General features: G+C 68.1%; 22 protein-coding genes. 12 read left to right on the plus strand and 10 right to left on the minus strand.

The features are described from left to right. Window positions 1–85: 85 nt before the first annotated feature. The gene (locus BGN97_RS05885) at window positions 86–1,003 is read right to left on the minus strand and encodes a hypothetical protein (protein WP_292698860.1); all 918 of its coding nucleotides are present in this window, start codon (window positions 1,001–1,003) and stop codon (window positions 86–88) included. 479 nt (window positions 1,004–1,482) lie between these two features. Here BGN97_RS05885 and BGN97_RS05890 point away from each other — a divergent pair, with 479 nt between their 5' ends. Further along, a complete protein-coding gene (locus BGN97_RS05890) occupies window positions 1,483–1,956 on the plus strand; it encodes a hypothetical protein (RefSeq protein WP_292698862.1) in 474 nt (157 codons plus the stop codon). A gap of 38 nt (window positions 1,957–1,994) precedes the next feature. On the opposite strand, the gene BGN97_RS18475 is transcribed toward BGN97_RS05890, so the two are convergent. The 3 genes from BGN97_RS18475 to BGN97_RS05900 all read right to left on the minus strand — a co-directional run bounded on the left by BGN97_RS18475 (window position 1,995) and on the right by BGN97_RS05900 (window position 3,707). Further along, window positions 1,995–2,297 (minus strand): helix-turn-helix transcriptional regulator, encoded by a 303-nt coding sequence (locus BGN97_RS18475; RefSeq protein WP_363331408.1) that lies wholly within the window; start codon window positions 2,295–2,297, stop codon window positions 1,995–1,997. A 214-nt stretch (window positions 2,298–2,511) separates the two neighbouring features. After that, the gene (locus BGN97_RS05895) at window positions 2,512–3,393 is read right to left on the minus strand and encodes an IS3 family transposase (RefSeq protein WP_292698864.1); all 882 of its coding nucleotides are present in this window, start codon (window positions 3,391–3,393) and stop codon (window positions 2,512–2,514) included. Beyond that, the gene (locus tag BGN97_RS05900; RefSeq protein ID WP_292698866.1) at window positions 3,390–3,707 is read right to left on the minus strand and encodes a transposase; all 318 of its coding nucleotides are present in this window, start codon (window positions 3,705–3,707) and stop codon (window positions 3,390–3,392) included. The genes BGN97_RS05895 and BGN97_RS05900 overlap by 4 nt, the downstream gene beginning before the upstream one ends. A gap of 104 nt (window positions 3,708–3,811) precedes the next feature. Here BGN97_RS05900 and BGN97_RS05905 point away from each other — a divergent pair, with 104 nt between their 5' ends. Next, window positions 3,812–4,555 carry a hypothetical protein gene (locus BGN97_RS05905; protein ID WP_292698867.1) on the plus strand — a complete coding sequence of 248 codons (744 nt, stop codon included), beginning with the start codon at window positions 3,812–3,814 and terminating at the stop codon, window positions 4,553–4,555. Window positions 4,556–5,182: 627 nt separating this feature from the next. Here the strand turns inward: BGN97_RS05905 and BGN97_RS05910 are convergent. Both BGN97_RS05910 and BGN97_RS05915 read right to left on the minus strand, forming a co-directional pair. Then, complete coding sequence (locus tag BGN97_RS05910) at window positions 5,183–5,905, minus strand: Pr6Pr family membrane protein (RefSeq protein WP_292698869.1); 723 nt, start codon at window positions 5,903–5,905, stop codon at window positions 5,183–5,185. 47 nt (window positions 5,906–5,952) lie between these two features. Then, window positions 5,953–6,447, minus strand: coding sequence for a hypothetical protein (locus BGN97_RS05915; RefSeq protein WP_292698871.1), 495 nt, complete (start codon window positions 6,445–6,447; stop codon window positions 5,953–5,955). A gap of 283 nt (window positions 6,448–6,730) precedes the next feature. On the opposite strand from BGN97_RS05915, the gene BGN97_RS05920 reads away from it, so the two are divergent. From BGN97_RS05920 to BGN97_RS05960, 9 genes are all read left to right on the plus strand, one after another. Beyond that, on the plus strand, window positions 6,731–8,017 hold the full coding sequence (locus BGN97_RS05920; RefSeq protein ID WP_285631180.1) for an adenylosuccinate synthase: 1,287 nt from the start codon (window positions 6,731–6,733) through the stop codon (window positions 8,015–8,017). A 135-nt stretch (window positions 8,018–8,152) separates the two neighbouring features. Further along, a complete protein-coding gene (locus BGN97_RS05925; protein ID WP_292698873.1) occupies window positions 8,153–9,253 on the plus strand; it encodes a beta-propeller fold lactonase family protein in 1,101 nt (366 codons plus the stop codon). Window positions 9,254–9,367: 114 nt separating this feature from the next. Continuing rightward, on the plus strand, window positions 9,368–10,765 hold the full coding sequence (locus BGN97_RS05930; protein WP_292698875.1) for an NAD(P)/FAD-dependent oxidoreductase: 1,398 nt from the start codon (window positions 9,368–9,370) through the stop codon (window positions 10,763–10,765). A 100-nt stretch (window positions 10,766–10,865) separates the two neighbouring features. Next, window positions 10,866–11,168 (plus strand): DUF427 domain-containing protein, encoded by a 303-nt coding sequence (locus BGN97_RS05935; RefSeq protein ID WP_292698877.1) that lies wholly within the window; start codon window positions 10,866–10,868, stop codon window positions 11,166–11,168. 10 nt (window positions 11,169–11,178) lie between these two features. Next, window positions 11,179–11,997 carry an ATP-binding cassette domain-containing protein gene (locus tag BGN97_RS05940; protein ID WP_292698879.1) on the plus strand — a complete coding sequence of 273 codons (819 nt, stop codon included), beginning with the start codon at window positions 11,179–11,181 and terminating at the stop codon, window positions 11,995–11,997. A 1-nt stretch (window position 11,998) separates the two neighbouring features. Continuing rightward, entirely contained in the window at window positions 11,999–12,697 is a 699-nt protein-coding gene (locus BGN97_RS05945; RefSeq protein WP_292698881.1) for an ABC transporter permease, read from the plus strand. Further along, window positions 12,694–13,437, plus strand: a complete 744-nt coding sequence (locus tag BGN97_RS05950) for an ABC transporter permease (protein ID WP_292698883.1) — start codon at window positions 12,694–12,696, stop codon at window positions 13,435–13,437. Before BGN97_RS05945 ends, BGN97_RS05950 begins: the two co-directional genes overlap by 4 nt. A 32-nt stretch (window positions 13,438–13,469) precedes the next feature. Continuing rightward, window positions 13,470–14,390, plus strand: coding sequence for an ABC transporter substrate-binding protein (locus BGN97_RS05955; RefSeq protein WP_292698885.1), 921 nt, complete (start codon window positions 13,470–13,472; stop codon window positions 14,388–14,390). A 656-nt stretch (window positions 14,391–15,046) separates the two neighbouring features. After that, a complete protein-coding gene (locus tag BGN97_RS05960) occupies window positions 15,047–17,806 on the plus strand; it encodes a GDSL-type esterase/lipase family protein (protein WP_292698887.1) in 2,760 nt (919 codons plus the stop codon). A 31-nt stretch (window positions 17,807–17,837) separates the two neighbouring features. Here the strand turns inward: BGN97_RS05960 and BGN97_RS05965 are convergent, their stop codons facing one another. Next, complete coding sequence (locus tag BGN97_RS05965) at window positions 17,838–19,016, minus strand: AI-2E family transporter (protein ID WP_292698889.1); 1,179 nt, start codon at window positions 19,014–19,016, stop codon at window positions 17,838–17,840. A gap of 146 nt (window positions 19,017–19,162) precedes the next feature. Here BGN97_RS05965 and BGN97_RS05970 point away from each other — a divergent pair, with 146 nt between their 5' ends. Next, window positions 19,163–19,459, plus strand: coding sequence for a chorismate mutase (locus tag BGN97_RS05970; RefSeq protein ID WP_292698891.1), 297 nt, complete (start codon window positions 19,163–19,165; stop codon window positions 19,457–19,459). A 5-nt stretch (window positions 19,460–19,464) separates the two neighbouring features. Here BGN97_RS05970 and BGN97_RS05975 read toward each other — a convergent pair whose 3' ends face one another. The 3 genes from BGN97_RS05975 to BGN97_RS05985 all read right to left on the minus strand — a co-directional run. Continuing rightward, a complete protein-coding gene (locus BGN97_RS05975; protein ID WP_292698893.1) occupies window positions 19,465–19,833 on the minus strand; it encodes a hypothetical protein in 369 nt (122 codons plus the stop codon). A 28-nt stretch (window positions 19,834–19,861) separates the two neighbouring features. Further along, window positions 19,862–20,320, minus strand: a complete 459-nt coding sequence (locus BGN97_RS05980; RefSeq protein WP_292698894.1) for a hypothetical protein — start codon at window positions 20,318–20,320, stop codon at window positions 19,862–19,864. Between the two features lie 32 nt (window positions 20,321–20,352). Further along, the coding region (locus tag BGN97_RS05985; RefSeq protein ID WP_292698896.1) for a hypothetical protein at window positions 20,353–20,599 on the minus strand (247 nt) is incomplete at its 5' end.

The following is a 20,599-nucleotide window of genomic DNA, read 5'->3' on the forward strand; positions in this document are numbered from 1 at the left end:
GATCCCCCCGGTACAGGGTAACCGGCGACGGCGACGTCGTCTGTGCACCTGCTCCGACCGAGACCCGCATCGAGGCTCTGCCGTCTCAGATCGAGTCGCGGCGGGCGTGGATCGCGGCGCCGGCGGTGCCGTCCGAATACGACGCGCCGATCATCGGGTTGCTCAGACCCAGCAGCGAGGCGCCGACGACGAGGGAGGCGCGGCCTCCGCTGTCGAAGGTGACCGTTCCGGCGGGCAGGCCACCGTAGGTCACGGCCGCCTTCGCTCCGGGCTGGCCGGACAGCGAGAGCGTGTAGCTCGCCAGCAGCTTGAGGCCCAGGATGTTCAGGGCGTAGTTCGGGGTGATCCCGGTGAATGCCAGCGGCTTCGGCGCCGCAGGGGGCACCGGAGCAGGCGGCGTCGGGTCGGAGGGAACCGGGTTGGTCGGCGTCGTCGGACCGGGGTTCGTCGGACCGGGGTTCGTCGGGCCCGGATTCGCGGGGCCCGGATCGGCGGGCCCGGGGTCGGATGCACCCGGACCTGGTGCGGACGAGCCGGGGCCGGATGCCGGAGGCGCCCCGCCCGCATCGACAGGCGCGCCCGCGGCGCCGTCAGCCGCGGCATCAGGGTCCGTCGGCGTGCTCGGGTCCGCGGCCGCGCCCGCATCCCCGGCATCCCCGGCATCCGCCTGAGCTTCCTGCTCATCGTCCGTGACGGAGGGAACCCCTCGCTCGGCGAGCAGGGAGGTCGTGCCGTGCCTGCTCGCTGCGGCATCCGCCGTGACGCTCGGCCCGATCCCGGACGTGAGTATCCCGACGGTCGTGGCCGCGAGACCGATCACGGCGATGAACGCGAAACCGGCGATCAGCAGCCCCCGGTGCACTGCCGCGCCCTCCCGGGGCGCGTGCGCGACCGGGGCCGCAGCGGGCAGGCCCGCCGGGGCGGCGGCACGCGCATCGCGGCGGAGCGGATGGGCGGCACGAGCCCACAGCTCGGCCGTCGCCTCGCTCCAGTCGTCCGTCATCACACACCCCCTGACCGCTCCGGTCGACCTCCAGTATGCCTGCTGGCATCCTGGGATCACAGGACAGAAGGGGCGCCGTGCCCGGGAACCGCCTCGATGAGCGCGAGCTCACCGCATCAACGGGACGTTCCCACGAGCTCGCTCACCGGTCGTGTCCGCGGCTCCAGAGGTCCGGATGTACGGCGCCTCGCGGCTCAGTCGCACGTGATGTCGTAGGCCGTCGGGTTGAGAACCACAATCTCGCGGCCCTCCGAGAACCGTCGGGGACTGGGATCGTGAACTCCGCGATCGGAACCGCCGGCCGCGGCCGCATGTGTCGGACAACGTAGCGGAACGAACCTGCGGTCATCACGGCTCGGTGGAAGTTTCCATCGCAGGAAGACCAGCCGAGATCTCCTCGGGCGCGTGCCATGTGTAGAGGGCGGAGGGTAGCTTCCCTAGGCTACAGGCGGGGGAGTCTGAACCAAGGAGGGTGAAGGATGAAGATTCAGCGCAAGTTTGGAGTGATCGGTGCTCTTGCTCTGTTCGTACTGAGCGGGTGCGCGTCGGCTGATGCCGCGGGTCCGCCGGCCTCGGGGGGCTCGATCGAGGTGGCCGTAACGAAGATCTGTGCTGCTGGCTCTTCCGCTGACTGCGTGGCAGTCAACGGTGAGCATATTCTCTTGACCCACAGCGCCTTTCAAAGGGTTGAGTTGAAGGCCGCTGCGGCAGCCAATGACCAGTCCGGCAACGCCGTCGACCTCGAGCTGACGGAAGACGGTGCTTCCGTGCTCGCTGCATCCACCGCCGCCGCCAGCGAAGCCGGACAAGAAGCACGCGTCGTGATCAAGGTCGGCGACAAGGTGATGTCAGCCGTACGCGTCGCCGAGCCGCTACGCGCCGATCACGTCACGATTCAGCTCCCGGACGATGTCACTGCGGAAGAGTTCACGGCGCAGATCCGTCGATCTTGAACCGAGCAGGGCTGAGAGCTACGGCTGTCGCCTCATGATCAAATTTGGGGATATGTGACGTCGTCAGGCTGAGATGTCGTTGAAAGCGTCAACGAGGTGGGGGCGACTCCGAGCGCGTGAAGCACTCGGAGGATCGTCTCCAGCGTCGGGTTTGCGTACCCTCCGCCAGGCGCGATCCCGCGCTCCAGACAGCTGTAGGTCTGGACCGCGATGCCCGCATCATGTGCGACCTGTTCCTGCGAGAGTCCCCGACGCTGCCGAATGCTACGTAACCGCACGCCGAAGCGCATAACGGCACCTACCAAGAACGGCCGGAACTCGTCTTCCTTGCCAGAATTCATGATCAGCGGGCGAGTCTCAGGGCAAAGTTCTAAGTGACTGTACGCCTAAAGCTTCGTCTTCACCAGATGGTGAATTTGCTGGCCGACACGTCGTTGTTCCGGTCATTCTTCCTCCTATGAACGCCCTGAGGCGATCCCCCAGGGCCACCATAACTCAAGGAGGAAGTGCCATGAACTGAGGTTGCCCCCGGATCCCGGACAGGTGGTTGGTTGGTCAGGCTGCCAGTGCGAGCTGGCGGCGTTCGTACTCTAGCGGGCTGAGGTAGCCGATGCGGGAATGGCGTCGGCGGGCGTTGTACCAGCCGTCGATCCAGGCGTAGGCGCCTCGGCGAGCAGCGTCGATCGTGGCGAACACGTGCCGGTGGTAGTACTCGTTCTTGAAGATCGACCAGAACGACTCCGCGGCCGCGTTATCCCAGCACACGCCGGTGCGTCCCATCGACCGCAGCACCCCAAGCTCTCTCGCGGCGTCCGCGAGCTGGGCGCTGGTGTACTGGGTGCCCCTGTCCGCGTGGAAGATCACCTTCCCCGGCAACGCACCGCGCAGCGCGACTGCTTGCCGCACTGCTGCTTCCACGAGGTCGGTGTGCATGGTGTCGGCGACGCAGCGGCCGAGGACCCGGCGGGTGTGCCCGTCGCGGACGACGCACAGGTACGCCCACCCCTCACCCGTGTGGAGGTAGGTGATGTCGGAGAACCAGGCCCGGTCCCGATCGCCCTGGTCGAACTGCCGCTCCACGAGGTCCGGGACGGGGAACGGGTCCTCCCCGTGGACGGTCGTCGCCGGGTGCCAGGTGCGGGGGCTGATGCCCTCGATACCCTTGTCCCGCATCAGGCCGGCGACCTTCTTCCGCGACACCACGACACCGGCCTCCTGCAGGTCGGCGTGGATCCTGGGAGCCCCGTAGGTGCCGTCCGATGCGGCGTGGAGCGCCACGATCTGCGCGGTGAGGTCCGCGTCCCGCTGCTGCCGCGCAGAGGGGCCGGCGGCCTGCCGGGCCCGCCACTCGTAGAACCGGCGCCGGTCCACGCCGAGCAGAGCGCACATGCGGGTGATCGTCATCGTCGTGTTGCCGGCCTTCTCCGCCTCGATCACCGCGAACCGCTCCTCGGGTTCTGCTTCGATGCGAAGAAGGCCGCCGCTTTTCCCAGGAACTCGTTGTCCATCCGCAGCTCCGCCCCCTCGCGGCGCAGTCGTTCCAGCTCGGCCCGCTCATCCAGATCCAGCGGCGCCACGCCGTCGCCGCCGGTCCGGGCCCGCTCCGCGTGCACCCACCGGCCCAGCAACTGCTCGCCGACCCCGATCTCCCGCGCGACCGCCGCGATCGTCCGATCAGTGTCGATCACCAGCCGCGCCGCCTCCCGGCGATACTCCGGCGTATACGACTTCCTCTTCTTGCTCGTGCCCATCACGGACATCCTCCCCGACAGGCCCGCAAACACGCAGATCCCGCCTGGTCAGTGTCCGGGAATCGGGGTCAACCTCAGAACAAATCTGGAGTGGGGGAATTGCGATGAGCGTCAAAACATCGAAGTTGCGCGCTCTCGTCGTGGTTGCAGCGCTGATCGGTGCGGTGATGACGCCCGGCGCTGCGCTCGGAAGCGAGGCCCCGACAACCAACGCAAGCGCCTCATGGCTGACCAAGGATCCGGTCCGGGTCGCGAAAGCCGCCGACGCCGCCGGCTACATCATCGTCCCGGCAGCGGACGCCTTCCCCTACGAAGGCGGAACCATGTATCCCACTGGACCGATCAGCGCCGACACTCTCGTCGTGATTCAGAATCCGGATGGCAGCCTCCCCGACGGACTCTCAGTCCCGGCCATCGAAGCCGCCGTGGCTGCGAAACGCCAGGGTGGTGATCCCGCAGCGGCCGCTGCAGCTGTTGCGGCCGCCAAACCCCAGGGAGTATCCCCGGCTTTGACTGCCGCTGTCGGTTGGTACCCCGGCGCGAATGGCGGATGGAGCAGGGCGTTCACCGTGGGCTCCTTGATCGGATGGGACAAGACGGCGCGGGCAGGTTACAGCTACAGCACCTACATATACACCGACGCGTCCGGTAACGGTTTGGGCTACGAGTACAAGTGCGTGTCCAGCACCTACTGTGGGCAAGTTTCCGCCTACTACTGGGTCGGTTTCGCGGACTACCGCACCGGCTACATCTCAGGCGGATCTGTGCCTTGGGGCAATGTGGCTGCCAACCGCATGTTCATGGGTCGGTGTGTATCGGTTTACACCTGCGGTGGACGGGTCTCCTAGTCACGGCTGAGGCTCACCCGAACTCGCTGGGTGCGGCTATAGAGGGGGTCGCACGACATGTGGCCCCCTCTATTATTTGCGGCTTTCGACAGGTCCCCGTCTCGAGCTAACGTCCGGTGTCGTGTGGCGGCGGGAACGCGGAATAATCCTCGTTGGACTTCACAACCGGCGGAGTAGTGACCCGCCCCAGGTAGAGATCATTGATGGGCTCGCCCACACCCTCCAGGTCCTGGCGTAGGGATCTTCTGGAAAAGACCACACGCACCAAAAGCCCAACGACGATCAATGCCGCGAAGCCCCAAGTGATCGTCAACCCGACGCCTGTGCCCAGCGCCGTCCAACCAAAGATCCCAGCGAGAACGTACACAAGGATTCCAACCAGGACCAGAGCGATCGCGGCAGCAACCAGCACCCATCTCCAAAGACGTCGACTCATCATCTACCCCCTACACTGCGACAAGCGTGGTACCCACTATCCCTCCGTCCGGCACCTGAGGGAAGCCCCACCATCTCGATGCCACGGTGCTCGCGGTCAGAAGAACTCGGGAGGCTGACGGCGAGGTCATCGCGTTCGAGGGGATCTTCGGGTGGGCCGAAGAGGTGCACAACCGCTGGTGAGCGGGCGCCTCAGACCGTGGCCGACTCCGGCTCGGACTCGACGACGGATGCCGCGCGCTTCCGCGCGACCCACACCACGCCCGCGCCCACCGCGATGATCGCGACCGCGATGCCGACGATGTAGCCCGCCACGCCCAGGTAGCCGCCCGGGGTGACGTTCGGGTTCAGGAACGGATAGGGGTACCAGTACGGGTCGCCGGTGGCGGGCGCGATGATCAGGTTCGCGCGCACCAGCGTGTAGATCGCCCACGCGATCGGGAACGCGGCGATGGTCCCGAGCGTGCCCCAGGACAGCATCCGGCGCTTCGGCGCGAACAGCACGTCGACCAGCAGGAACAGCGGGATGACGACGTGCAGCACCTCGTTCGACCAGGGGACCGTGGCTCCCTGCGGCAGCTCGACCCCGCGCAGCAGCAGGTTGTAGACGATGCCGGTGACGATCATGTACGTCGCCACGCATGCCATTGTCACGGCCAGCCAGCGCGGCTCGCGCACGGCGTCCCTCCCCGTCGTCCGCGCCCAGATCGCCGCGACGGCGAGCAGCACGGCGGCGCCGAGGTTAGACAGGATCGTGAAGAAGCTGAAGAAGTTCACGGCGACGGTCGGCAGATGCGAGCCGTACGCCGTGGCGGCCTGGGTCGCATTGGTGAGCGTGAGCATCAGCTGAGCGATGATCGCCGCGAATCCGAGCACGGATGCGGTGATGCGGGCATAGGGCCACCAGGTCGTCATCGTTCCTCCGACGCTCACTGTAGCGATGCGGCGGGCATCCGGCCGGGTCATCCGCGCCGGCGCCACCCCATCCGCGTCACCAGCACTCCGAGCAGGCAGAGTGCCCCTCCGAGCAGCATGAGCGGTGTCGGCACCTCGCCGAGGATCAGCCAGGAGAGCAGGATCGCGATCGCCGGGACGACGTAGGTGGCGTCGAGCGGCGCGGTCTGCACGGCGTGGATCATGCTGCCGGTCCACGGCAGCAGAGCGACTGTGCCCGCGGCCGCACCGAAGAAGGTGAGCGTGGTGGAGTCCGCCCCGGCGCTGAGCAGGTGCTTCTGGAGCAGGGTGCATCCGGCGTACATGACGGCTGCGAGCAGGGCCAGCAGCAGCCCGGTGACGTCGAGACCGGCGTCCGTGTGCGAGGTCATGCCGATCAGAACGACACCCAGGAATGCGAGCGGCGCGCCGATGATCAGCGGCTTCGGGAAGCCCTCGTGCAGGAACAGTCCGCTGAAGACGACCACCATGAGCGGGGCGAGCCGATGAAGGCCGACGCCCACAGCACGACGGTGACCAGCGCTGCGAGCAGGACGAGCGGTCCGTTCGAGCGCGCGACCGGGGCCCGACCCGCGGTCTGCTCGAGCGCGGGATCCGGAGAGGAAGGCATCCTCCGATCGTCGCAGGTGGCACGGACATCGGTCGACCGCGGCGGTGGTCAGGCATCGTGCGTTTCCCGCCAAGGTCCTGCCGGAGGGCCTCCGGTAGGATGGACACGCCCGTTCGGGCCAGCTCATCTGCCGGTGCAAACCCGGCGAACAGCGTGCAGTACCAGGGGGTACACCCATGCCAGGAATCGTTATCGTCGGCGTCCAGTGGGGCGATGAGGGCAAGGGCAAGGCGACAGACCTGCTCGGCGAGCGCACCGACTGGGTCGTCAAGTTCAACGGCGGCAACAACGCCGGGCACACCGTCGTCGTCGGCGACGAGAAGTACGCCCTGCACCTGCTGCCCTCCGGCATTCTGACCCCCGGCGTGACGCCGGTGATCGGCAACGGCGTGGTCGTCGACCTGGAGGTGCTGTTCCAGGAGCTCGAGGCGCTCTCCGCCCGCGGTGTCGACGTCTCCAAGCTCAAGGTCAGCGCCAACGCGCACATCATCACGCAGTACCACCGCACGCTCGACAAGGTCACCGAGCGCTTCCTCGGCAAGCGCAACATCGGCACCACCGGCCGCGGCATCGGCCCGGCCTACGCCGACAAGATCAACCGCGTCGGCATCCGCGTGCAGGACCTGTTCGACGAGAACATCCTGCGGCAGAAGGTGGAGGGCGCGCTCGACCAGAAGAACCACCTGCTGGTGAAGATCTTCAACCGCCGCGCGATCACCTGCGACGAGATCGTCGACGAGCTGCTCACCTACGCCGACCGGCTGCGCCCGATGGTCGCCGACACCGGTCACCTGGTCGCCGAGGCGCTCGACCGCGGCGAGGTCGTCGTGTTCGAGGGCGGTCAGGCCACCATGCTCGACGTGGACCACGGCACCTACCCGTTCGTCACCTCGTCCACCGCGACCTCCGCGGGTGCGGCGGCCGGTTCCGGCGTGGGCCCGAACCGCCTGGACCGCATCGTCGGCATCGTGAAGGCGTACACGACCCGCGTCGGCTCGGGTCCGTTCCCGACCGAGCTGCTCGACGAGATGGGCGAGTGGCTGCGCAAGACCGGCTTCGAGTACGGCACCACCACGGGGCGGCTGCGCCGCACCGGCTGGTACGACGCACCGATCACCCGCTACGCCACGCGCGTGAACGGCATCACCGACCTGGTGCTCACCAAGCTCGACGTGCTGACCGGCCTGGAGCAGATCCCGGTGTGCGTCGCCTACGACGTCGACGGCGTGCGCTTCGACGATGTGCCGGTCAACCAGACCGACTTCCACCACGCCAAGCCGATCTACGAGTACTTCCCGGGCTGGAGCGAGGACATCTCGAAGGCGCGCTCCTTCGAGGACCTGCCGCAGACGGCCCAGGACTACGTGCTGGCGCTGGAGAAGATGAGCAACACGCGCATCTCGGTGATCGGCGTGGGACCCGAGCGCGAGCAGGTCATCGTGCGTCACGACCTCGTCGACTGACGCGCGCCGCCGAGGGCCGGTTCCGGCGCGGGTGAACCGGTTCCCGTCGAGCGCACCGGTTGCCGGCCTCGGCAGGTGGTTCCCTCGTCGCGAAGCGGTGCACTCGAGAAGCAGTTCGACATCGGAGGAGTGGGCATGACGCGGTTCTGGGTCGGTGGGTACGGCGACGACATGGACGGGGATGCCGAGGGCATCGGCTTCCTCTCCGTCGACGAGGGGCGTGGCGCGTCGACGCTCACCTACCGCGGCACGGCGGCGCCGGTCTCGTCCCCGTCGTGGCTGGCGCAGCATCCCACCCTCGACGTCGTGTACGCGGCGCTGGAGGGCTCGGCCGCCGTCCAGGCCTTCGCTCGCAGCGGCGAAGCGACACTGCGTCCGCTCGGCCGCCCTGTCGACGCCGGCGAGTACGTCTGCCACCTCGCGGTCTCCCCGGACGGGCGGATGCTGATCGCCAGCTGCTACGGCGACGGACGCGTCGTCCGCTACGCGCTCGGCGCTGATGGCAGCATCCTGCCTGCCGCACCCGACAAGGCCGCGGCACTGCGCGCGGCGCTCTTCGGGGAAGCGGAACCCGCGGACGACACGGACCCCGCCGCGGCGAAGGACCCGTACCCTACCCCGACCGGCGAGGAGCCGCGTGTCTCGCACGCGCATGCCGCCGTGTTCCTGCCCGACGGCCGCATCGCCACCACCGACCTCGGCTTCGACCTGGTGCGCATCTGGCGGTCCGCCGGCACCGGACTGGCTCTCGACCACGAGGTGGTGCTGCCCCGCGGCACCGGCCCGCGGCACATGGTCATGCACCCCAGCGGTCACCTGCACGTCGTGACGGAGTACTCCTGCGAGGTGTTCACCCTGGCATCCGCCCGCGACGGCAGCTGGGGGCTGGCCTCGGCGACCACCGCCTCGCCGATCGCGCAGGTCGGATTCGACACCCCCGCCGAGCTCGCCGTCTCCCGCGACGGGCACACGCTGTACACGGCGCTGCGCGGCAGCAACACGATCTCGGCGCTGCGGGTGCGCGGTTCCGGCGAGGCGGTCGAGCCGCTCGCGCTCGCCGACTCCGGCGTCGACTGGCCGCGCCACCACCTCGTGCACGAGGGCGTCCTGCTCGTCGCGGGTCAGCGCTCGGGCACGATCAGCGCGATCGACCTCGACGAGCGCACCGGGGCGCCGCGCGATGTGCGTCATACGACGTCCGCGCCCACGCCGACGGTGATCCTGCCCACGCGCTGAGCGCAGCCGCGCAGTTCGGCACATCTCCACAGACCTCCCTGCCCATCCCTGCGAAGTTGTGCAGATCTGCGAGGCGACGGCCCCACCGAGCGGATGCTGAGCAAGACTGAAGCAATGAGCGACGAATACGACCTCATCGTGCTGGGCGGCGGACCTGTCGGAGAGAACGTGGCCGATCGGGCCGTGCAGGGCGGGCTGACCGCCGTGATCGTGGAGAGCGAGCTGGTCGGCGGTGAATGCTCGTACTGGGCGTGCATGCCGTCGAAGGCGCTGCTGCGCCCGATCCAGGCGCTGCGCGCGGCGCAGCATGTCAAGGGCGTGAGCGGCGGAACGCTGAGCCCCGCCGACGTGCTCGCCCGCCGCGACTCCTTCACCTCGCACTGGAAGGACGACGGCCAGGTCGACTGGCTGAACGGCGCCGGCATCGACCTGGTGCGCGGCCACGGCCGCCTCACCGGCGAACGCGAGGTCACCGTCGGCGGCCGGGTGCTGCGCGCCAGGCAGGCGGTGGCGATCAGCACCGGCACGGATGCGACGATCCCCGGCATCCCCGGGCTCGCGGATGCGAAGCCGTGGACCAGCCGTGAGGCGACCAGCGCCGATCACGTGCCGGAGTCCCTGGCGATCATCGGCGGTGGTGTCGTGGCGGTGGAGATGGCCACCGCGTACGCCGGCCTCGGGGCATCCGTCACCCTCATCGCGCGGAGCGGACTGCTCGGCGGCATGGAGCCGTTCGCCGGTGAGCGGGTCGCCGACGGCCTGCGCGGCATGGGCGTGGACGTGCGGCTGAACACCGCCACCTCGGCGGTGCGCCGTGACGGAGACCACGTCGTGGTCACGGTCGGCGACGGCGAGGAGATCACGGCATCCGAGGTGCTCGCCGCCACCGGGCGCACGCCGCGCAGCGGGGACATCGGCCTGGAGACCGTAGGGCTGGAGCCCGGGCGCTACATCGAGGTCGACGACACCCTGCGCGTGCCGGGGAGCGACTGGCTGTACGCGGTCGGGGACGTGAACGGCCGGGTGCTGCTCACCCATCAGGGCAAGTACCAGGCGCGCGCCGCGGGCGACGTGATCGCGGCGCGCTCGCGCGGCGAGGTGGTCGCCGACCAGCCCTGGGGCCGACACGTCGCGACCGCCGATCACGCGGCCGTGCCGCAGGTGGTCTTCTCCGAGCCCGAGGTCGCCTCGGTGGGCCTCACGGCGGATGCCGCCCGCGCGGCCGGCCACGAGATCGAGGTCGTCGACTACGACCTCGGCTGGGTGGCGGGCTCGGGCCTGCACGCGGACGGCTACCAGGGGCAGGCGCGCATGATCGTCGACACCGAGCGCGAGGTGCTGCTGGGCGTCACGTTCGTCGGCGCCGATGTCGCCGAACTGCTCCAGGCCGCCACGATCGCCGTCACCGGCGAGGTGCCGATCAGCCGGCTCTGGCACGCGGTGCCGGCGTATCCGACCATGAACGAGGTGTGGCTGCGGCTGCTGGAGGCGTACGGCCGCCAGTCGGCCTGACTCCGAGGCCGCGGATGCCGGGAATCCGGGAAGTTCCCGCGACTCCTGCGCGTTGTCGGAGGTGTCGCCTACGCTCGAAAGGACGCCAGGAGGTACGCACATGAAGGCAGTACTCGAAGGAACCGTGATCGCTGAGGCGGATGACGCCGAGACGATCCTGATCGAAGGCAACCACTACTTCCCCACCACCGCGCTGCGGCAGGGTGAGCTCGTCGAGAGCCCGACGCCGTACACGTGCCCGTGGAAGGGCGTGTGCCAGTACTACTCACTGGTGCTCGACGGGACGACGCACAAGGACCTGGTCTGGGCGTACCCGACTCCGTACCCCACCGCGATCGAGAAGGTGGGTCGCGACTTCTCCGGCTACCTCGCATTCGATCCGAGCGTGCAGGTCGGCCGGTAGGCCGCGGCGGATGATCGAGTTCACTTCGGTCTCGAAGCGCTTCCCCGACGGCACGCTGGCCGTCGAGGACTTCAGCCTCGTGCTGCCCTCCCGCAAGACGACCGTCTTCGTCGGGTCGTCCGGATGCGGCAAGACCACACTGCTGCGCATGATCAACCGGATGGTCGACCCGACCGCGGGCACGATCGCGATCGACGGTGAGAGCGTGCTCGATCGCGACCCGGTGCAGCTGCGCCGCAGCATCGGGTACGTGATGCAGAACTCCGGGCTCATGCCGCACTTCACGGTGATCGACAACGTGTCCACCGTGCTGCGGCTGAACGGCGTGAGCCGTGCCGAGGCTCACGGCCGGGCGCGGGAGCTGCTGAGCACCGTGGGATTGGATGCCGCGCTCGCCGACCGCTACCCCAGCCAGCTCTCCGGAGGCCAGCAGCAGCGCGTGGGCGTCGCCCGCGGGCTCGCGGCCGACCCGAACATCCTGCTGATGGACGAGCCCTTCGGCGCCGTCGACCCGATCGTGCGCGCCGACCTGCAGCAGGAGCTCATCCGCCTGCAGGTCGAGCTCGACAAGACGGTCGTGTTCGTCACGCACGACATCGACGAGGCGTTCCTGCTCGGCGACCAGGTGGTCATCCTCGACAAGGGCGCGCGGATCGTGCAGGTCGGCAGCCCCAGCGAGATCATCGAGAACCCGGCGGATGCCTTCGTCGAGGCGTTCATCGGCGCCGAGCGCGGCCGCCGCGCGCTCTCGCTCAAGCAGACCCCGCGCGGCACGGTCGTGGTGGACTCCGAGGGACGCACTCAGGGCGTGCTGAGGGACGGGACCTGACGTGAACTGGGTCGGCGACAACCTGGATCTGATCCTCGGACTCACGCTCGTGCATCTCAGGCAGAGCGCGACGCCGATCGTGCTGGGCCTGCTCCTGTCGATCCCGCTGGGCTGGGTGGCCTGGCGATACCGGCTGGTGCGCGGCCCGGTCATCGTGCTCACGGGCCTGCTGTACACGATCCCCTCGCTCGCGCTGCTGATCCTCCTGCCGGCCGTCTTCGGATACTCGGCCACCGACGAGCCGAACCTGATCATCGCCCTCACCATCTACGCGGTCGCGATCCTCGTGCGCGCGGTCGCCGACGGCCTCGACTCTGTCGACCCTGACGTGCGGCAGGCGGCCACGGCCATGGGCTACGCCGCCCCGCGCAGGTTCTTCACGGTCGAGCTGCCGCTCGCCGGCCCGGTGATCCTCGCGGGTCTGCGCGTGGCAGCGGTCAGCACGATCTCGCTGGCCACCGTCGGCATCCTGATCGGCGTCGAGAACCTGGGCTACCTGTTCACCAACGGCCTGCAGCGGCGCATCATCGCCGAGGTGCTCGCCGGCGTGGTCGCGGTTGTCGTGATCGCCCTGGTCATCGACGTGCTGCTGGTGCTCCTGGGCCGGATGCTCATGCCGTGGACGCGGGCGACGTCGGCGGGCGGGGGCGCCCTCAGCCCGTCGAAGGCCCGGCGCGCAGTGGTGAGGTCGGCCGCATGAACCTCTTCACCGACGCGATCTCCTGGCTCCTGACCCCCGCGCAGTGGCACGGGCAGTACGCCCTGCCCACCCTGCTCGGCCAGCACCTGCTCTACACCGCGATCTCCGTGCTGGTGGCCGCCGCCATCGCGCTCCCCGCCGGCTGGCTGATCGGGCACACCGGAAAGGGGCGCGAGATCGCCGTGGCCGTCTCGGGCGCCGCGCGCGCCGTGCCGTCGTTCGGGCTCCTCATCCTGCTCGTGCTGCTGCTGGGCGTGCTGCAGACACCGCTGGCCGCTGTCATCACCTTCGTGCTGCTCGCGATCCCCTCGCTGCTCGCGGGCGCATACACGGGCTTCGAGGCCATCGATCGCAGGGTGATCGACGCCGCACGTGCCGTCGGCATGACCGAGTGGCAGATCTTCACGAAGGTCGAGCTCCCGCTCGGCATGCCGCTGCTGGTCGGCGGCATCCGCTCCGCCCTGCTGCAGGTGATCGCGACCGTCACGATCGGCGCGTACGTGAACCTCGGCGGTCTCGGCTGGCCGATCATCCAGGGCATCCCGCTGCGGCGATTCGACCAGGTGCTCGCCGGTGCGCTTCTCGTCGCCGTGCTCGCGCTCCTGGTCGACCTGCTGCTGGCCGCGCTGCAGCGCGCGGTCGTGCCTGCCGGCATCCGCTCCCCGTCCCCCGACCGCACCTCTTCCTCCGACCGCAATGGGCGGCGGTCCGCGCGACGCGCGGCATCCGTCACGGCCTGAACCGCTTGAACCACTCCACAGAGAGGCACATCATGATCACCGCACGGAAGTCCCGACTCGCACTCGCCGTCGGGGTCGCGCTCGCCGCGACCCTCGCGCTCGCCGGATGCGGCAGCAGCAACCCGCTCGACGAGCCCTCCGCCGGCGGTGGAACGGACAAGGGCGGCGAGACCATCGTCGTCGGCTCGCAGGCGTACTACTCCAACGAGATCATCGCCGAGATCTACGCGCAGGCGCTGGAGAAGGCCGGTTTCACGGTCGAGAAGAAGTTCAACGTCGGCCAGCGCGACGCGTACATGCCGGACGTGGAGTCGGGCAAGATCAACCTCTTCCCCGAGTACACCGGCAACCTGCTGGAGTACCTCGACAAGAGCGCCACCGCCACCAGCCCCGACGACGTCTACGCGGCACTGCAGAAGGCGCTGCCGAAGACCCTGAAGGCGCTGGACTACTCCAAGGCCAGCGACCAGGACACCTACACGGTCACGAAGAAGTTCGCACAGGACAACGGCCTCGAATCGATCGCCGACCTGGCGAAGCTGAACACGAAGCCCGTGCTCGGCGGCGCACCCGAGCTGGAGCAGCGTCCGTACGGCCCCGCCGGCGCGAAGAAGATCTACGACGTCGACCTCGGGTTCTCCGCCACGGCGCAAAGCACGCTCGAATCGCTGCTGGCGGGTCAGGTGCAGGTGGCCGACATCTACACCGCCGACCCCGCCTTCCAGACCAAGGACATCGTGGCGCTGAAGGATCCGAAGAACATGATCCTGGCCTCGAACGTCGTGCCCATCGCGTCCAGCGACATCGCCGACAAGATCGCCAAGGTCATCAACCCGATCAGCGCCGCGCTCGGCGCCGAGGACCTCGTCTCGATGAACGTGCAGTCGACGGTGGATCAGGCCTCGGCCGAGGACATCGCGGCCAAGTGGCTCAAGGAGAAGGGGCTCGACTGAGTCCGGTCTGCCGCGGCGGGACGCTCAGACGCGAGCATCCTGCCGCGGCAGCCACACCTGATTCCAGGCTCCACCTCGGCAGAGGCGCGCTGTGAAGCGCGCGCGATCGGACTCCCGGAGCGACGTGAGCTCGCTCTTGCTTGTGTATCAACGGTGATGGGCAATGGCCTGAGCGCCTCGCAAGAAGCGCGATGGGCGCTGCCACCTATCTCCTGCCACTGATGTCATGTGATTGACAGCGCCTCGCGGAATGCTCTAGCTTTGTCGCCAGCAACATAGTTTACTCACCAAACTAATACGCGAGGCCCCCGAGGCACTTCGCCGTATCCGAAGCCCGTCGCAGTGATGCGACCGAACGGAGTCCACGCATGCGCACGAAGAAGTGCTCGGAGCATCGACGTCGCAGTCTCATCGGAGTGGTCACGCTCACCCTGGCCTTGATCGCCTCACTGCTGCCTGCGCCGAGTGCGAGCGCAGCGAACAGTCCTGGCGGCAACCAGTACTTCACAACGGGCTCCGAGACGGTTCCTGGTGCGAACGGTTCAGACGGCATCGAGCCGTCACCGCTTGATGCAGGGAACCCCTGGGTGGCGACGTGGACGGCCTCACCGAACGCCGCGAAGTCCGGCAGCTGTCAGGACTGCACGATCCGGAACGTGCTGCGCACCACCGCGGCAGGCGACAAGGTCCGGGTGCACCTGTCGAACGACTTCAACTCGACACCGATGACGATCTCGGCATCTTCTGTCGCTCTTTCCGCGACGCCAGGATCGGCGGACGTCGCAGAGGGCACCCTCCGCCCGCTGACGTTCGACGGTGAGCGCTCCATTACCATCCCGCCCTACGGCCAGGTCGTCAGCGATGTCGTGCAACTGGAGGTCCCCTCAGACAGCGATCTGCTCGTGACCACCTTCGCTCCCGGTGCTCAGACCGGAAGGTCGTATCACGCCAAGACCGATCAGACGCAGTTCCATGCTGTGGGCACGAACGTCGTGGACGCGACGGCCGCGAGCGCGTTCCCGTTGAGTCAGGACACCTGGTACTTCGTGACCGCTGTCGACGTATCCGGCGGGCCCGCACGTGGGACGGTGGTCACGTTCGGCGACTCGATCACGGACTCCGGCCGTCCGACGCGGAACGCGAACCGGCGCTATCCGAACTTCCTCGCACGACGCATCCTCGCCGAAGCACCGCACGCCCAGCTCGCTGTCGCGAATGCGGGGATCAGCGGAAACCAGCTGCTCACAGACGCGGCCGCAGGCGCACAGCAGGGGCCCGCCGGGGTGTCGCGGTTCGCTCGCGATGTGCTCGGGGTCACAGGCGTGACGACGGCCATCGTGCTGGAGGGAACCAACGATCTCGCTCGCAATCGCACGGCACCCGAGATCATCACCGGCCTCCAGTCGGTGATCGCCGAGGCGCGCGCCGCCGGCGTCAAGGTGATCGGAGGGACGATCCTGCCGTTCGAGGGCGGGACCATCTGGCAGGGGATCACCCCGGCAATGGACGTGCAGAGGGAAGCAGTCAACGAGTGGATCCGCACCAGCGGGGCCTTCGACGACGTGATCGACTTCGATCTGGCGATGCGCGACCCTGCGAACCCGAAGCGGCTGCTGCCTGCCTACGACTCCGGAGATCGCGTGCACCCGAACGACGCGGGCAACGCAGCGATGGCCGCCGCCGTCGACCTCACTGCACTGGTGGTACCGGGCGGTTCGGCGGTGACATTCTCGGCATCCGGCGTCCGGACGGGCGAGCCTTCGACCTGGTCGGCCACCGTCGCGAACCTCTCCTCGACCGGCACGATCGATTCCGCCAACCTCACCCTGAACGTCCCCGACGGGATCGTCGTGGAGAGCCCGTCGGTCAGCTTCGAGGACATCGCACCGGGCACGACGCAGACGGCGACCTGGCGAGTCTCGGCGGCGGGCTTCCCGAAGGCCTTCGCCGATGTGAGCCTCAGCTCGACCGTCGTCGTCGAAGGGGATATCAGGCACGACGAGTCCTCCGAGCGGATCATGGTCGGCGCGGAGTCGGCGGCCCCCTGGCAGACCTACTCCACGGAGCCAGGCGCCGAGTTCGCCTTCGCCTCAGCGCAGATCGGGCTGCGAACGACAGGACGCGACTTCTCGAAGGCGAGCCGCTACTTCAGCGCCGCGTATCAGCCCGGCGTGCTCGCAGACGGCGCTTCGATGGTGACTCACGTCGACTTCCAGGACAGTGAGGGTGCGCGTCCGTGGGCTCGATCGGGACTGATGGTCAGCACTGGTGTCGCCACCGTGGGATCTCCGATGGCCGTCCTGGCGTTGACCCCGTCCAACGGCTGTGCGCTGACCTGGAACTCGAAGTCGACCGGATCACTTGACACGCACCGCAACAATGCGACGTTCACAGGATCCGCGTGGCTGCGGATGGATCGGGTGGGCAGCACGTTCATCGGTTCCTGCAGCCAGGACGGCCAGTCCTGGACGACGATCGGGACGGCGACTCCGACAGGGTTCGACGCCTCTCCGTCGGATGCAGGAGTCTTCTCCTCGGCCGTGAACAGCGGGGGTGCTGACAGCGTCGTGGCCGGGTTCTCGAAGTGGGCCGTCCGCACGGTCGCCGCCCCTCGTGCCTGGGCCGCAGTCGATGGCCGCACCGTGTCCTTGACCGCAGCGGCGGATGGGATCGAGCTGTCCCGGATCGAGTACATGATCGCCGATGGAGCGTGGCAGACATACGCAGAGCCGGTGACCGCTGAGGGCGTGGATGCGGTCAGCATCTCCTATCGCGCAGTCGACTCGCGCGGGGTGACCGGCCCCGTGGGAACGATCAAGGTGGCTAATGCCGACTCGACGACCGCGGCCGGACTGGAGGCACTGGGTACGGCCAAGACCGTGCTGACGGGAGACCAGGCGGGCGGCATCGGCGCCCGTGTGGTGGATGCGGCAGGGGGACCTGTCGTCGGTGCACGGGTGACCTTCACCGCATCCGGGGGAGAGTTCGCCGGCGGTGTCGCCGAGGCGACCGCGTTGACGAATGCGGCAGGCATCGCAGTCGCTCCGCTCGTATCGTCCTCGGCCGCCGGCGTGATCACCGTCACGGCAGGACTCGCCGGGAACCTGGTGGAGTTGCCGACCGTGACCGTCACAGCTCCGGCATCCGCACTGCATGCGAGCGTCAGCGCATCGACCCGTGCGGTCTCCGGAAAGGTGGTCGTCACAGTGGATGTCGTCAACGAAAGTGAGGAGCCGGTGTCGTTGAAGGTCGCGACTCGATACGGGACGAAGAGCGTTGCTCAGGTTGCCGCCGGGGAGAGTGTCTCCTTCGACTTCAAGACATATCTTGCAGCGATCCCGGCCGGAACGGCGACGGTCACGATGGTCGGCTCCGCGGGGACCTCATCGGCGGCGGGCGCCTACGAGGGCCGCTGAGCCGGAGTGCGCAGGATGCCCGGGTCTGGGATCAGGTCCGGGCATCCTGCCGCGGTAGCCACAGCTGGTTGATGATGATCAGGATGGATGCCGTGACCGGCACCGCCACGAGCGCGCCGAGCAGACCGAGCAGCGTGCCGCCAGCGAGTGCGCCGATCACGACCAGGGCACCCGGCACGGCGACGGCCTTGTTCATCACACGCGGCGTGAGGAAGTACGCCTCGACCTGCATGTAGACCAGGTAGATGACCGCGAAGATCAGGGCGTGCCACGGATCGGCGAACAGTGCGATCACCGAGCCGATCGCCCAGAACAGCACCGATCCGACCAGCGGGATCAGCGTGACCAGGAACGCGACCGTCGCCATCAGCGGTGGGAACGGCAGCCCCAGTGCCAGGTACAGCACGAGGGCCACGATCGCATTAGCGAACGCGAGAATCACCATTCCCTGTACGTAGCCGCCGACCGAGTCGGTGATCTGGTCGGTGATACCGCGGGCGCGCACACGGTCGCGGGCCGGTGCGAAACGCAGCAGGGCGGTCTTGATCGTCGGCAGGCCCGCGACGAAGTACAGCGTCAGCACGAGAACGACGATGAAGCCCGAGATGCCGGTGGCGATCGAGCTTCCCACCTGGAGGGCGCCACCGCCGATCACCTGCCAGGTCTTGCCGTCGGTGAGGAACTTCTGAGCATCCGTCACCAGCTGCTCGAACTGGTCGCCGAACTGCTTCTCGAGAAAGGCGTAGATGTCGCTGTGCATGAAGTCGGTGATCAGTCCCGGCACAGACTTCACGAACGACGTGATCTGCTCGACCACCACGGGCACGATCATCAGCAGCACGAGGGCGAGCACGATGACCAGGCCGAGGATCACCACCAGCACGCTCAGCCCGCGCGACAGCCCGCGCCGCTCCAGGAAGCGCACGGCCGGATCCAGGCCGAGCGCCGCGAACATCGCGAAGGCGATGTAGATGAGCACGGTGGAGAGGTTCGAGAGCGTGATCGCCAACAGGAACGCGACCAGTCCGCCCAGCGTCACCAGAAAGCCGAAGACGAACGGTTTGTCGATGCGCGTCCAGAAGGAGCGACTGGGCGTCGGCGGCTCAACGACCGCCCTGGCATTGGACGGCGCGGCAACCTCGGCCGCGATGGTCTGCGCCATCGCCTTCTCGGCCTCGGGCTCCGCCTTGATGGACTCGTCGTCGCTCATGCCGAACACTCTATGCGTGCTCACGCGCTTAGGACCGCGTAGCATGCGCGATTCCGCCGTCGGATGCCGCAATTCACGCCACTCGAGCGGAGTGCGCCGACTATCGTCGAAGTGTCGCACACGCGCCGCACGACCGAGGAGGAAACATGGCTGACGAAGCCGCCCGCGCCGAGCTGCTGCGCCTGCGCGCGAGCATCGACAACATCGACGCAGCACTGATCTTCCTGCTGGCCGAGCGCTTCCGCGCCACCCAGCAGGTCGGTCATCTGAAGGCGGACCACGAGATGCCCGCGTCCGATCCGAGTCGTGAGGAGCAGCAGGTGGCACGCCTGCGCGCGCTCGCCGTGGAGGCACACCTCGATCCCGAATTCGCGGAGAAGTGGTTCAACTTCGTCGTCGCCGAGGTCATCCGTCACCACACAGAGGCGGCCGGAGGAGCTTGAGTCCTCTACTCGCCGGCGTCGGTGATCTCGATGTCCACTTCGGTGGACTGGGATGCCGTGGCGATGCGCACCGTGATCGTTCCCGGGGCTTTCGCCTGCAGGCCGAGAGACGTCGCGACGCCGGTTTCATCGGTGGTGTCGGTCTCGAAGCCGCCGGGATAGCTCCCCTCCCCCTCGACGACGTCGAAGGTGACCTCCTGGTCTGCGAGTGGCTTGTCGGCGTCTCTGATCTCTGCGATGATGCGGATCTCTTCCCCGAAGGCGATGGGGCCGTCCGGGGAGACGATCTGGATTCCTGGTTTGCTCGTGGTGACCGCAGGACTGGGCGTCACCTGCGGGGTGCAGGCGACGCCCAGTCCGAGAAGTGCGGTCATCGCGAGGAGTGCGACGACCCTGCGCATGTCAGGCGCCGGTGAGTGAGACGGTGAAGTCCCAGCTCTGGTTCCCGATGCTGACCACCACGGTGAAGCTGCCAGTGCCGAGGATGGTGATCGGCAGGGCCAGTTCTCCGTCCAGGATCTCACCGGTGGCGGTGGTTCCTCCTGTGGTGACGCCGGGATCCCACTCCGCCTTACCAGCGGCCCCGACCAGCGCTGCCGTCGCGGTGCCGGTGTAGCCGCTTCCGCCGACGGTCACCTGGAACACCAGCGGGACCGTGTCATCGGGGGAAACGTCCGAGAAGGAGATCGCCCGCCCGGAGACGCTGCCGCTCAGCGCTTCGATCTCGAGTTCCCCGGAGGCTGCTGCCATCGGCACAGCGACGGCAGTGAGGATGACGGGTGCCGCCCACGCTCCCGCCACGAGGAGAGACCTTCTGCCCGGATTCTGAGGTGCGTCCGTGGTCTTCTCGGGATTCTTCATGTTCCTGTCCGTTCTCATCGAGCTTCGCTGCGTCACTTCGCCGCGTAAGAGGTTGTGACGGTCCGCAGACCGGATGCCCCGGTCACAGCCGCCGACACGGTACCCGCCGGGATGGCGGAGAGATAGGTCTTGATGTCCGCGCTCACGGACGCGCCAGGCGCGACCGCTGCGAAAGACTTCGTGCCGTATCGGGTGCTCACCTTGATCGTCGCGGCCTCCGTCCCGGTGTTCTTCGCGGTGACCGTGAGAACCACCTTCCCGGAAACAGACGCCGCCGTC

This window comes from Microbacterium sp. 69-10 (genome assembly GCF_001897945.1).
GTDB lineage: Bacteria > Actinomycetota > Actinomycetes > Actinomycetales > Microbacteriaceae > Microbacterium.

What these genes read in the sequence shown, in the direction of transcription:
- BGN97_RS05885 (WP_292698860.1), bottom strand. Translation starts at nt 1,003, where the DNA reads ATGACGGACGACTGGAGCGAGGCGACGGCCGAGCTGTGGGCTCGTGCC.
- BGN97_RS05890 (WP_292698862.1), top strand. Translation starts at nt 1,483, where the DNA reads ATGAAGATTCAGCGCAAGTTTGGAGTGATCGGTGCTCTTGCTCTGTTC.
- BGN97_RS18475 (WP_363331408.1), bottom strand. Translation starts at nt 2,297, where the DNA reads ATGAATTCTGGCAAGGAAGACGAGTTCCGGCCGTTCTTGGTAGGTGCC.
- BGN97_RS05900 (WP_292698866.1), bottom strand. Translation starts at nt 3,707, where the DNA reads ATGGGCACGAGCAAGAAGAGGAAGTCGTATACGCCGGAGTATCGCCGG.
- BGN97_RS05905 (WP_292698867.1), top strand. Translation starts at nt 3,812, where the DNA reads ATGAGCGTCAAAACATCGAAGTTGCGCGCTCTCGTCGTGGTTGCAGCG.
- BGN97_RS05910 (WP_292698869.1), bottom strand. Translation starts at nt 5,905, where the DNA reads ATGACGACCTGGTGGCCCTATGCCCGCATCACCGCATCCGTGCTCGGA.
- BGN97_RS05920 (WP_285631180.1), top strand. Translation starts at nt 6,731, where the DNA reads ATGCCAGGAATCGTTATCGTCGGCGTCCAGTGGGGCGATGAGGGCAAG.
- BGN97_RS05925 (WP_292698873.1), top strand. Translation starts at nt 8,153, where the DNA reads ATGACGCGGTTCTGGGTCGGTGGGTACGGCGACGACATGGACGGGGAT.
- BGN97_RS05930 (WP_292698875.1), top strand. Translation starts at nt 9,368, where the DNA reads ATGAGCGACGAATACGACCTCATCGTGCTGGGCGGCGGACCTGTCGGA.
- BGN97_RS05935 (WP_292698877.1), top strand. Translation starts at nt 10,866, where the DNA reads ATGAAGGCAGTACTCGAAGGAACCGTGATCGCTGAGGCGGATGACGCC.
- BGN97_RS05940 (WP_292698879.1), top strand. Translation starts at nt 11,179, where the DNA reads ATGATCGAGTTCACTTCGGTCTCGAAGCGCTTCCCCGACGGCACGCTG.
- BGN97_RS05950 (WP_292698883.1), top strand. Translation starts at nt 12,694, where the DNA reads ATGAACCTCTTCACCGACGCGATCTCCTGGCTCCTGACCCCCGCGCAG.
- BGN97_RS05955 (WP_292698885.1), top strand. Translation starts at nt 13,470, where the DNA reads ATGATCACCGCACGGAAGTCCCGACTCGCACTCGCCGTCGGGGTCGCG.
- BGN97_RS05965 (WP_292698889.1), bottom strand. Translation starts at nt 19,016, where the DNA reads ATGAGCGACGACGAGTCCATCAAGGCGGAGCCCGAGGCCGAGAAGGCG.
- BGN97_RS05970 (WP_292698891.1), top strand. Translation starts at nt 19,163, where the DNA reads ATGGCTGACGAAGCCGCCCGCGCCGAGCTGCTGCGCCTGCGCGCGAGC.
- BGN97_RS05975 (WP_292698893.1), bottom strand. Translation starts at nt 19,833, where the DNA reads ATGACCGCACTTCTCGGACTGGGCGTCGCCTGCACCCCGCAGGTGACG.
- BGN97_RS05980 (WP_292698894.1), bottom strand. Translation starts at nt 20,320, where the DNA reads ATGAAGAATCCCGAGAAGACCACGGACGCACCTCAGAATCCGGGCAGA.